The sequence below is a fragment of the Methylibium sp. genome (genome assembly GCF_031393925.1).
Taxonomy (GTDB): Bacteria; Pseudomonadota; Gammaproteobacteria; order Burkholderiales; family Burkholderiaceae_C; genus Methylibium.
The window spans coordinates 1-11,082 of the sequence record NZ_JANMWL010000184.1 but is presented as its reverse complement, the minus strand read 5'-3'; the positions used below and the strand labels follow the sequence as shown (position 1 = coordinate 11,082).

Annotated in this window: 14 protein-coding genes; 9 read left to right on the top strand and 5 right to left on the bottom strand. The window is 66.4% G+C overall.

The features are described 5' to 3' along the window. Positions 1 to 18: 18 nt before the first annotated feature. Genes nirK through RMO12_RS10300 form a run of 3 tightly spaced genes read left to right on the top strand, consistent with a single transcriptional unit; the run spans position 19 to position 2,852 of the window. Entirely contained in the window at positions 19 to 1,449 is a 1,431-nt protein-coding gene (gene nirK, locus RMO12_RS10310; RefSeq protein WP_309639222.1) for a copper-containing nitrite reductase, read from the top strand. 24 nt (positions 1,450 to 1,473) lie between these two features. Beyond that, complete coding sequence (locus RMO12_RS10305) at positions 1,474 to 2,247, top strand: formylglycine-generating enzyme family protein (RefSeq protein WP_309625567.1); 774 nt, start codon at positions 1,474 to 1,476, stop codon at positions 2,245 to 2,247. A gap of 11 nt (positions 2,248 to 2,258) precedes the next feature. Further along, entirely contained in the window at positions 2,259 to 2,852 is a 594-nt protein-coding gene (locus tag RMO12_RS10300) for an SCO family protein (protein ID WP_309639220.1), read from the top strand. A gap of 39 nt (positions 2,853 to 2,891) precedes the next feature. Here RMO12_RS10300 and RMO12_RS10295 read toward each other — a convergent pair whose 3' ends face one another. Beyond that, the gene (locus tag RMO12_RS10295; protein ID WP_309639219.1) at positions 2,892 to 3,569 is read right to left on the bottom strand and encodes a glutathione S-transferase N-terminal domain-containing protein; all 678 of its coding nucleotides are present in this window, start codon (positions 3,567 to 3,569) and stop codon (positions 2,892 to 2,894) included. 225 nt (positions 3,570 to 3,794) lie between these two features. Between RMO12_RS10295 and RMO12_RS10290 the strand changes: the two genes are divergently transcribed. Beyond that, positions 3,795 to 4,619 (top strand): hypothetical protein, encoded by an 825-nt coding sequence (locus tag RMO12_RS10290; RefSeq protein ID WP_309639218.1) that lies wholly within the window; start codon positions 3,795 to 3,797, stop codon positions 4,617 to 4,619. A gap of 70 nt (positions 4,620 to 4,689) precedes the next feature. On the opposite strand, the gene RMO12_RS10285 is transcribed toward RMO12_RS10290, so the two are convergent. Further along, positions 4,690 to 5,268: a carboxymuconolactone decarboxylase family protein gene (locus RMO12_RS10285; RefSeq protein ID WP_309639217.1), complete on the bottom strand. Its 579-nt coding sequence runs from the start codon at positions 5,266 to 5,268 to the stop codon at positions 4,690 to 4,692. Positions 5,269 to 5,531: 263 nt separating this feature from the next. Here RMO12_RS10285 and RMO12_RS10280 point away from each other — a divergent pair, with 263 nt between their 5' ends. Together RMO12_RS10280 and RMO12_RS10275 are read left to right on the top strand one after the other, a co-directional pair. After that, entirely contained in the window at positions 5,532 to 6,536 is a 1,005-nt protein-coding gene (locus RMO12_RS10280) for a helix-turn-helix domain-containing protein (protein ID WP_309639216.1), read from the top strand. A 59-nt stretch (positions 6,537 to 6,595) separates the two neighbouring features. Further along, positions 6,596 to 7,240 (top strand): DsbA family oxidoreductase, encoded by a 645-nt coding sequence (locus RMO12_RS10275; RefSeq protein WP_309639215.1) that lies wholly within the window; start codon positions 6,596 to 6,598, stop codon positions 7,238 to 7,240. Positions 7,241 to 7,675: 435 nt separating this feature from the next. On the opposite strand, the gene RMO12_RS10270 is transcribed toward RMO12_RS10275, so the two are convergent. Beyond that, a complete protein-coding gene (locus RMO12_RS10270; protein WP_309639221.1) occupies positions 7,676 to 7,999 on the bottom strand; it encodes a response regulator in 324 nt (107 codons plus the stop codon). 6 nt (positions 8,000 to 8,005) lie between these two features. Then, entirely contained in the window at positions 8,006 to 8,134 is a 129-nt protein-coding gene (locus RMO12_RS10265) for a hypothetical protein (protein WP_309639214.1), read from the bottom strand. Positions 8,135 to 8,250: 116 nt separating this feature from the next. Here RMO12_RS10265 and RMO12_RS10260 point away from each other — a divergent pair, with 116 nt between their 5' ends. The 3 genes from RMO12_RS10260 (at position 8,251) to RMO12_RS10250 (ending at position 10,416) form a co-directional block, all read left to right on the top strand. Next, a complete protein-coding gene (locus RMO12_RS10260) occupies positions 8,251 to 9,468 on the top strand; it encodes a DUF6596 domain-containing protein (protein WP_309639213.1) in 1,218 nt (405 codons plus the stop codon). A gap of 95 nt (positions 9,469 to 9,563) precedes the next feature. Continuing rightward, complete coding sequence (locus tag RMO12_RS10255; protein ID WP_309639212.1) at positions 9,564 to 10,013, top strand: VOC family protein; 450 nt, start codon at positions 9,564 to 9,566, stop codon at positions 10,011 to 10,013. Positions 10,014 to 10,074: 61 nt separating this feature from the next. Further along, positions 10,075 to 10,416, top strand: a complete 342-nt coding sequence (locus RMO12_RS10250; protein ID WP_309639211.1) for a YciI family protein — start codon at positions 10,075 to 10,077, stop codon at positions 10,414 to 10,416. Positions 10,417 to 10,441: 25 nt separating this feature from the next. Here RMO12_RS10250 and RMO12_RS10245 read toward each other — a convergent pair whose 3' ends face one another. Next, the gene (locus tag RMO12_RS10245) at positions 10,442 to 10,807 is read right to left on the bottom strand and encodes a hypothetical protein (RefSeq protein ID WP_309639210.1); all 366 of its coding nucleotides are present in this window, start codon (positions 10,805 to 10,807) and stop codon (positions 10,442 to 10,444) included. Between the last annotated feature and the right edge of the window lie 275 nt (positions 10,808 to 11,082).

Genomic DNA, 11,082 nt, shown 5'->3' with positions numbered 1-11,082 from the left:
CGCGACGCGACGGCCCCCGTGGCCAAGGCCGACGGCGCCGCCTCCGACAGTGGCGGCTCGCTGAAGGGCGACTTCGGCCCACCGCAGGGCGAGCCGATCAAGGCGGTGCTGACCAGCCCGCCGCTGGTGCCGCCGGCCACCGGACGCAGCGCGCCCGCCAAGGTGATCGTCGAGCTGGAAGTGATTGAGAAAGAGATGCCGATTTCCGAAGGCGTGAGCTACACCTTCTGGACTTTCGGCGGCACCGTGCCGGGCAGCTTCATCCGCGTGCGCCAGGGCGACACGGTCGAGTTCCACCTGAAGAACGCGCCCGACTCGAAGATGCCGCACAACATCGACCTGCACGGCGTCACCGGCCCGGGCGGCGGCGCGGCGTCGAGCTTCACCGCGCCGGGGCACAAATCGCAGTTCAGCTTCAAGGCGCTCAACGCGGGCCTCTATGTCTATCACTGCGCCACCGCGCCGGTCGGTATGCACGTGGCCAACGGCATGTACGGGCTGATCCTGGTCGAGCCGCCCGGCGGCCTGCCCAAGGTCGACCGCGAGTACTACGTGATGCAGGGCGACTTCTACACCACCGGCAAGTACCGAGAGAAGGGCCTGCAACCGTTCGACATGCAAAAGGCGATCGACGAGAACGCGACCTACGTTTTGTTCAACGGCGGCGAAGGGTCGATGACGGGCGAAAAGGCCATCACCGCCAAGACCGGCGAGACGGTGCGCCTGTACGTGGGCAACGGCGGGCCCAACCTGGTGTCGAGCTTTCACGTCATCGGCGAGATCTTCGACAAGGTCTGGTTCGAGGGCGGCATGCGCTTCCAGGAGAACGTGCAGACCACGCTCATCCCGGCCGGCGGCGCGGCGATGATGGACTTTCATCTCGAAGTGCCGGGCAGCTACGTGATCGTCGATCACTCGATCTTTCGCGCCTTCAACAAGGGAGCGCTGGCGATCCTCAAGGTCGATGGCCCGGAAAACAAGTCCATCTATTCGGGCAAGGAGGTCGACGAGGTCTACCTTGGCGACCGCGCCCAGCCCAACCTCGCGGCGGTGGCTGCCGCGGCCAAGTCGGCCAGCAGCGGCGAGCTGACCGTCGAACAGCAGGTCAAGGCCGGCCAGGCGCTGTTTGCCGGCACCTGCTCCACCTGCCACCAGGCGAATGGCGCCGGGTTGCCGGGCGTGTTCCCGCCACTGGCCAAGTCGGACTGGCTGGCCGTCAAGCCGAAGGCTGCCGTCGATGTGGTGCTGAACGGCCTCGCCGGCCCGGTCAAGGTGAACGGCCAGGACTACAACTCGGTGATGCCGCCGATGAGCCAGCTCACCGACGACGAGGTCGCCAACATCTTGACCTACGTGCTCAACAGCTGGGGCAATGCCGGCGGCAAGGTGACCAAGGCCGAGGTCGCCGAGCGGCGCAAGGCCAAGCCGGTCGCCGCCGCCGCGCATTGAAACGCAGCAACGCAGGAGCACGTCATGCACGGGTGGGTCAGCCTGCTGTGGTTCGTACTCGCACTGGTCGCCGTCACTGCCGCGCAGGCCGGCGATGCCCGGTATGCAAACCTGCCCGGCGGCCCGTTGGTCTCGGCGCTGAAGTACGAAGACAGCGGCGGCCGCGTGCGAGTGGCACCGTTCGCGCTGATGCGCCTGCCGGTGACGAATGCCGATTTCCTGGCCTTCGTGCGCAAGCATCCAGAGTGGCGTCGCGACCGGGTGGCCAGCGTGTTCGCCGAGCCGCGCTATCTGTCGCACTGGGCCGCTGCCGCACAACTCGGGCCGCAGGCCCATGCGCGGCAACCGGTCATCTGGGTGAGCTGGTTCGCCGCCAGCGCCTACTGCCGAGCGCAGGGCGCGCGCCTGCCGAGCTGGTCGCAGTGGGAATATGCCGCCGCGGCCGACGAGCAGCGCCTCGACGCGCGCAGCGACCGCGCGTGGCGTGAGCGCATCCTCGCGTGGTATGCGCGGCCGTCGACGCACGCCCTGGCTTCGGTGGGCGCGCAGCCGGTCAACGCTCACGGCGTGCATGACCTGCACGGCCTGGTCTGGGAATGGACCGACGACTACTCGGCGCTGCTGGTGTCGGCCGATAACCGCGACCAGGGCGACCCCAACCGCCTCGGGTTTTGCGGCGCCGGTGCCTTGTCGGTCAACGACCGCGACCACTACGCGGTGCTGATGCGCGTGGCGATGCTGTCGTCGCTGGCAGGTGCCGACGCCACCGCCAACCTGGGCTTTCGATGCGCACGCTGAGGGGATCTGCCATGCAAGCTCGTGTCGTTGGTCTCGTGGGTGTCGTCCTTGCGTCGCTGCTGCTCGCTCCAGCGGCAGCGGTGCAGCCCGCGACCGCGCCGCTGCCGCGCGACTCGGTCTACCAACTCCAAGCCCAGCTCACCGACCAGTCCGGGCGCCGTCTGACGCTGGCTTCCAAGCGCGGCAGCCCGCAATTGGTGGTCATGTTCTACACCTCGTGCAAGTTCATCTGCCCGACCATCATCGACACCGTGCTGGATGTGGACCGCAAGCTCACGCCGGCCGAGAAGCCGCGTCTGGGCGTGCTGCTGATCAGCCTCGATGCGCAGCGTGACGATCCTGCCGCGCTGAAGGCGGTGGCCGACAAGCGTGGCCTCGACCTCAGCCGCTGGACCCTCGCGCAACCGCAAGCGGCCGAGGTGCGCGCGATCGCCGGCGTACTCGGCGTGCGCTTTCGGTCGCTGGCCGACGGCGAGTTCAACCACACCGGCGTGCTGGTGCTGCTGGACGCGGACGGCCGCATCGTCGCGCGCAGCGAGCAGACCGGCGGAACCGTGGAGGCGCGGTTCATGGAGCGCGTTCGCGTCGCGTTGGCCAGGCCTTGATCGAATCTTGATCGATTCGCGACTCGCGAATCGCGCTGCTCAGCTCGCGGTGACCAGAATCGATTGCGCCATTTTCTTCATGTCCGCACCGCCGTCTTCGAGTTGGATCGGCTCGGGGATCACGACGCCGCGCTGCACCGCCGGCCGCGCGCGGATCGCCTCCAGCCATCTGCCCAGGTTCGGCAGATCGTCGATTTCGACGCCGGCCCAGAAGTGCAGGCAAACCCAGGACCAGTTGGCGATATCGGCGATCGAATAGTCGCCCGCAAGAAATTCGTTGTCCGCCAGGCGCCGGTCTAGAACGCGGTAGAGCCGTTTGGTCTCGCTCTGGTAGCGGTCGATCGCGTACGGAATGGTTTGCGGCGCGTAGCGGAAGAAGACGTTGGCCTGGCCCTGCATCGGACCGATGCCGCCCATCTGGAACATGAGCCACTGAACGACCGTCGAGCGCCCTTTGCGATCGTCCGGCAGAAACCGACGGTATTTCTCAGCCAGATAAAGCAGGATGGCTCCCGATTCGAACACTGCGAAATCGCCCTCGCTGCGATCGACGATCGCCGGGATACGCCCGTTGGGACTTATCGCCAGGAACGCTTCGGTCTTTTGCTCCTGCTTCTGCAGTGAAATCGGGCGCACCGTGTATGGCACGCCCAATTCCTCCAGCATGATCGACGCTTTCCACCCGTTGGGGGTGGCCGATGTGTACAGATCGATCATGGCAATATCTTTCGTGAGTTCGAGGGCGGGATCGTCCGAAAAACGGACGGTCGGATCTTAGCCTTCCGTCCTGTGGGGGCTGCGGTGACTGTCGCTCCTGAGCAAGATTGATGTCTTGAAAAAACCATAATTTCTGCTGATGAAACTCTAATCTCCTTCACGAAAACTGCGGCCATTCTGCGGATCGAGTCGACTCGCTCGACGGCATCCGACGACGCGGTGCATATGCCGCCGGCCGACCCCATAGACCTTCCACATTTCCCGGAGCACCGCATGGCGCAATACGTTGAAGTCGAGGACGCAATCAAGATGCCGGGCCTGCGCGTCGTGCTCACACCCGGCGTGCCGGGGCCCTGGAGCGAGGCGGCCAAGGCGATCCTGCACGTCAAGCAATTGCGGTACGTGAAGGTGAAGCAGGAACTGCTCGGCGCCAATCTGCCGCTGCTGCGCTGGACTGCTCAGGCCACAGCGCCGGTCGCCGCGTGGAACGACGAGCCGCCGCGCTCGACGTGGATCGAGCAGCTCTATCTCTTCGAGCGGCTGGCTCCGCAGCCGCGGCTGATACCGCAGGACATGGACGACCGAATGCTGATGTTCGCGCTCTCCAACGAGATCGTCGGTGAGAACGGATTCATCTGGAACCGGCGGCACATCATGGTGCGAGATTTCTCCGGGCCTGATCAGCCAGCGGAGGTGCGCGAAAGCTTTCGGTTCCTCGGACGCAAGTACTGGTACGACGAAACGGTCGCCAGCGCGGCGCCGGGACGCTGTGCCGAGGTGCTCGCTCGCCTGGCTGAGCGCCTGCAGTCGCAACGCGAGAAGGGCAGCCATTACTACATTGGCCAGTCGATCACGGCGCTCGACATCTATTCGGCATGCGCCTACGCGTTGGTGCAGCCGCTGGCGGACGATCAGTGCGTGATGGGGACGCTGTTTCGCTCCGTGTACACGACCGCAGACCCCGTTGTGAAGGCTGCGGCTGCACCGATCATCCGCGAGCATCGCGACTTCATCTATCGAGAGCACCTGGAGTTGCCGGTCGATCTCTGAGTGACGGCCGGGCGGCACAGCATCGCCCGGCCAAGCGTGGCGGGGCTGGCGACCAGCGCCCGCCACGCGCTCAGGCCGCTGCGATTGTCTCGGCGCGGGACGACTTGTCCCGGGTCGGCAGCGGGCAACTCGCATCCACCAGCTGGGCCACCTTGAGGATGCGCCCGAGGCCCAGCGCCATCGCGCTCCAAAGCAGCAGTTCAGTGATCTGCTCGTCGCTGAAAAAGCGCTTGAGCTCGTTGAAATGCTCCTCGGTGACAGCGTGGTGATCGTTACCGAAAAGAGTCGCGAAGCGCACCACCGCGCGCTCCGCCGGCGTCAACGTGCTTGCCTCGATGCCGGAAATTGCCGCGACATCTGCCTCGTTCACTTCGGCTGTGTAGCGTACGGCCAGGCACAGTTGACACTGCGTGCCTTTGGCGATTGCCAGTCGCGCGAGTTCCGTGATCCGCGGACCCAGTTTGTTGTTGAACCAGATGCCAAAGTAGTAGGGGAAGAACCGCTCCGCATGCTCCGGTGCGTTGCCGAGCAAGCCCATATAGCGCTCGAAATGCGGCATGAACAGCGGATCGACCCGAGGGTACAGATCGTCCGCAATCTTGCGCATGTAGGGCGAGAGCGCCTCCTTCTCGACGGTGTTGAGCAGCATGGGTGAGCCTCCGGTTGGGCGCCCACCGGAGATTCGGCAGGCGTAGCGCTGCCATCGTAGCCATGGCCGCGGAGTTCTTATAGGCTCCACATGACCTGAGGCTTGGTCAGGACGGACATCACCGGTCCGCCCCAGCGGTTTGCACGGCCTCGAGGCACAACCCTATGATGGTGCAAGGCAGACCGCGCGGGGTCCGATGCGGCCGCGAAGCGCCTTGACGAGATGCCTCCTGGCCTTCGGAGGACGCTGGCAGGAGAACTGAAGTGGGCAGGCAATTCGCATCGCTGGTCGACCATTGGGAAGATCCGGCCGTCTGGTCTACGGAGCGGGTTGCACCGCACAAGCAGTTCGATTGCTGGCGTGATTTCGTCATCGATGCGCATCTGCATTGGTCGATCCAGCCGATCCGTTGCGAGCGGTTTCCCGCCTTCATCCGCCAAGGGCGTTTCGAGGGATTCCGCGTGACGCATCTCACTGCGGGGCAAGGCGGCATCGTCGGCACTCGGGGCTCTCACGAGATTGCGCAGGACAGCGAGGCGCTCTACAACCTCATCTACGTCGCCGAGGGGTCCATCTGCTTGGTGATCGACGGCACGGAGCTGCTGCTGACGCCCGGCAAGATGGCGCTCTGGGACAGCGCACGGCCGATGAAGTTCATCACCGGCGAAGGCCTGCGCCAGATCACATTTGCAGTCCCGCAGCGTCACCTGCAGCTATCGCTTCCGCGTGCAGACGATTTCGTGGGTCGGCAAATTGACGCGACGGGCGGTCTGAGCCGGCTGTTCGTCAATCACCTCATCTCCCTGGATGCGAGTTTTGGCGAGCTTCCCCAAAGCGACGCGGGACATGTGCTGCATGCCAGCGTGGAGTTGCTCGCCTCCACACTGAGCGCGCGAGCCGAGTGGCCGGCCGGGCGGGCCGGCGTGCTTGTGCTGCAGGGGATCATGGCCCACATCAACCGGCATCTTGACGACCCTGAACTCAGCACGAAGCGTGTCGCTGCCGCCTGCGGCATCACCGAACGTCATCTCCATCGGCTGTTTCAGCGTGCGGACATGACGGCGGCGGCATGGGTGCGGCGACAGAGGCTGGATCGCTGCCGTCACGATCTGCGCGCGTCGGGCACGGCGCACCTGAGCATCACGCAAATCGCCTACCGCTGGGGCTTCGGGGATTCCAGCAGCTTCAGCAAGATCTTCAAGCGGGAGTTCGCCATCAGCCCGCGCGAGTATCGAGGCGCACGACCACTGCAGGGAGCCGAGCGATGAGTGCGTCCGCGAGGCGCGGAGCGCTGACACCCAGCGCCCGCGGCGAGAAAGAAGTCCTGATGAAAATCGATTTCGTGTCGGACGTGTCGTGCCCGTGGTGTGCGATCGGCCTGGCGTCGCTGGAGCAGGCGCTGCAGCGCCTGGGCGGCGCGGTGCAGGTCGAGTTGCACGTGCAGCCGTTCGAGCTCAATCCGTCGATGCCGCCCGAGGGGCAGGAGATCGGCGAACACCTGGCGCAGAAGTACGGCCTGACCACCGAGCAGCTCGAGCAGAACGAGGCGCAGATTCGCGAACGCGGACGGCAGGTCGGGTTTGACTTTGCGCCGGGCCGGCGCAGCCGCATCTACAACACCTTCGATGCGCACCGCCTGCTGCACTGGGCCGGGCTCCAAGGTCGTCAGCTCGCGCTCAAACACGCGCTGCTCGGGGCCTACTTCACCGACGGCCACAGCCCGGGCGACCCCGAGGTACTGGCGCGGCTTTGCGCTGAAGTCGGGCTCGACGCGAGCCAGGCGCGCGAGATCCTGTCCGCGGGCACCTACACCACCGAGGTCCGCGAGCGCGAGCGCTGGTGGCTCGACCAGGGCATCCATGCCGTGCCGTCGGTGGTCATCGACGACCGCCATCTCATCCAGGGCGGCCAGCCGGCCGAAGTGTTCGAGCAGGCACTGCGCGAGATCGCTCGAACCGGCCGCGCGGGCTGAAGCACGCGCGTCGATCCTGCGATCGAGTGTCGAGCGACAAAATCGCGTCGATCAAGGCGCGTCAGTCGCGTTCATGCCGGCCCGACGGGTGCCGCAGCGAGGCTCGGAGCCGCCTGAAGTCGGGCGATCGTGCGCTGGCGCAGCTGCCGCGTCAGTGCCTCGGCCTCGGTCGACGCGTCGACGGCTTCGTCGATGCGCTCGATCTACGCGGCCAGGCAGGCGTGGACATTGGTCGGAGCGCGGGCCCATCCGAGCATTTTCGGCGCGCAGCGGCGCGGCGTTCTTGTGCGAGGTCAAGCCGAGCGTTGCAGGCCGCGGTCGGCCACCTCCGGGCCTCATTCGCATCCAATGCGCCGTTGGGGCGGTTGAGCCGAGCGAGCCCCCGTGCGAAGCGAGCAGCGACCGGTGCGATGCCGGCTCTCGCCCGGTTTGGGTTCATTGAACCGGGAGCCGCGCGTCGGGATTCTTCGCGCCAACAGCGAGGGCGCCGAGCAAATCGTCCAGATCCACCGGCTTCACCAGGTGGGCGTGAAATCCGGCAGCCAACGAACGGTCCCTGTCGCCGCTTTGTCCATAGCCTGTCAACGCGATCATGCGCGGCGGCTCGGCGACCAGCAGGACGCGCAACTCTGCGGCCAGTTCGTGGCCATTCATCACCGGCAGCCCGATGTCCAGAATCGCCACCGTGGGCCGAAAGCGGCCGGCCACCAGCAGCGCCTCCGCGGGATCGAGGGCCGTCGACGCGTTCCCGCGGCAAATCCACGCTCAGCAGGTGGCGTCGCTGCTCCAGCAGGGGGCTGACGCTTCGAGTGCGCGCGTCAGGATCGTGCTGATGTCGACGATCTCCTTCTTGAACTCGATCTTGCGCCGTGCGATACGGGCAACATCGAGCAAGTCATCCACCTGCCGAGCCAGGTGTCCAACCTGGCGCTCGATGATCGCGTGCTCGCGATCCAGCGTTCGACCATCCCCCTGTGCCGATGGCTGGCGGGGTGGTTTAGTCTGGCGCCATGAACGACACCGTGGCCACGCTGTACCGGCAGGAAAGCCGGCGTGTGTTTTCGACGCTTGTGCGGCTGCTGGGCAGCTTCGACGCGGCCGAAGAAGCGCTGCACGACGCTTTCGTCGCCGCTGCCGAGCATTGGCCCACCCAGGGCGTGCCGGCCAACCCGGTGGCCTGGCTTGTCTCTACCGGCCGCTTCAAGGCCATCGACCGAATCCGCCGCGACAAACGATTCGTGGCTTGGGAAGAAGCCACCGAACAAGCCGAGGCGGTGGCCGACACCACGCCCGACTGGGAGCAACTGATTGACGAGCGCGATGCGATCGAAGACGACCGCCTGCGTCTGATCTTCACCTGTTGCCACCCGAGCCTGGCCGAAGAAGCGCGCATCGCGCTCACGCTGCGCGAAGTGTGCGGCCTCACCACCGAGGCCATTGCCGGCGCCTTCCTGATCGCCACGCCCGCGCTGGCGCAGCGCATCGTGCGCGCCAAGGCCAAGATCGCGGCGGCGCGCATCCCCTACGAAGTGCCGGGCCCGGCAGAGCGGCCAGCGCGCCTGGCCAGCGTGTTGCGGGTGGTGTACCTGGTCTTCAACGAAGCCCATTCGGCGCAGGCCACTGGGCTGGCCGACGAAGCGATCCGCTTGGCGCGGCTGCTGCTTGCCTTGTTGCCCGAGCCCGAAGTGCGGGGCTTGTTGGCGCTGCTGTTGCTGCACGACGCGCGTCGCGCAGCGCGCAGTTCGGCGGCCGGCGAGCTGGTGCCGCTGGAAGAACAGGACCGCACGCTGTGGAACCGCGACGCGATCAGCGAAGGCTGCGCGCTGGCCGAAGCCGCGCTGTCGCAGCGCGGCTTTGGCGCCTATGCGCTGCAAGCCGCGATTGCGGCGCTGCACGGCGAAGCCGCGAGCGCGGACCAGACCGACTGGCCGCAGATCGTGGGTTTGTACGACGTGCTCCTGCGCGTCGAGCCCAGCCCCGTGATTGCGCTCAACCGCGCCGTGGCGGTGGCGATGCGCGACGGCCCCGAGGCTGGCCTGGCGTTGGTCGAGCCGCTGTTGCCCGTCTTGCCGGGCTACCACGCGGCGCCAGCGGCGGCGGCCGACCTGTGCCGCCGCGCCGGCCGACTGTACGAAGCCCAGTCCCACTACCGCCGCGCCGCCGCCTTGGCGAGGCAAGAGCCCGAGCGCCGCTTCCTGCAGCGTCGCTTGGCCGAGGTGGGCGGCTGAAATTTTTCTGGTGAGTCGTGTCGAAAGCCGTCGAGGCCGTTCGACTAGACCATGCCGGCACGCAGAACCATCCACCTTCATCCCTGGAGACCACCATGTCCACCACCCTGACCCCGTACCTGAGCTTCAACGGCAACACCCGCGAGGCCTTCGCCTTCTACGAGCGGGCGCTCGGCGCCAAGATCGAAACGATGATGAGCTACGCCGACATGCCCGCGCCGGCAGCGCCCGACGCCGGTTGCGCCGGCGGCACGCGTCCCACCGGCGACGGCATCATGCATGCGTGCCTGGCGCTGCCCGGCGGCGCGATGCTGTTTGCCGGCGACACCCCGCCGGGCATGCCTTACGAGGGCGTCAAGGGCGTGATGCTCGCGATCCAGTACGACCGCATCGACCAGGCCCACGACGCCTTCCACGCGCTGTCGCAAGGCGGCCAGGTGACGATGCCGCTCGCGCCCGCGTTCTGGGCCAAGACCTTCGGCATGCTGATCGACCGCTTCGGCGTGAGCTGGGGCGTCAACGGCGAGCCGATCGCCTTCAAGTGAGCCCCTGCAGCCAATCTTTTAGGGAGCACACCATGAACACCGACCGCGACCTCGTCACGCTGTGAAGTACCTGTGCCTGGTCTATCTCGACGCCGCGCACTGGAACGCGTGCAGCGACCAAGTCTGCGCCGAGTATGCGCAGCAGGTGGCCGCAAGTCGCCGGCTGCTGGCGGCAGAGCCGCTGCACGGCACGCACACCGCCACCACGGTGCGCGTACGCAACGGCGAGGTGCTGCTCTTCGACGGGCCCTTTGCCGAGACCCGTGAGATGCTGGCCGGCTTCTACCTGGTGGATGCGAAGGACCTGAACGAAGCGATCCAGCTCGCCGCCGGCATCCCGCCGGCGCAACACGGCAGCGTCGAGGTTCGGCCGGTGCGCGAGCTGCAGCTGGCACCCGGCTGAGCGGCGTTCTTTGGTGGCACGGTTTTTATCGCCGCGCCCATCGATCAGCGGCATGCCGCAAGCGCTCCCACGCGGTGCGGTCGTACTCCAGCGTGGCGAACAGGTGCTCCTTGTCGGGGCGGGTGCGCCGCGCTCTGTCGACCAGTTGCCCGAGATCGGGTTGCATGGCTTCGACACAGCCCGCCAGATCGGTGAAGCGCGGGTCGAGACGGTGAAACAAGATAGCGCGCTGTAGCTCGGTCGCCTTGAACGAACTTTCCTGGACGGCGCGCACGAAAATTCGGGCGGCGCCATCGCCGAGCAGTTCGATGCACAACTCGCGACGCCACCCGATCAGGCTTTGCGCCGGCGTGAGCTGCGGTAGGTGGGGGTCGATTTGCAAGGTGGCCATGCTGGATCGCTTGAGGGCAGGGCTCGTGCCTGCTCGGGTGGGGAGGTTGTTCGGCACCGACTCAGATTGACATTCGGCGATTGCAGCGAGGTGCCTGCAGGCGCGAAGGCGATGAAGGGTGAACACGCTTGTGTTTCATACGTCGCCACCGGGTGGCCGTCGCAGGACGTCCATCGGGTGCGGCGGTCGGCGTATCGGTTTTCGCCACACACTGGCCAGCCAAGGCCGCTGCTCGTGCGGCACGCCGGTCGGCCGATAGTAATGAGCCAGTTCGA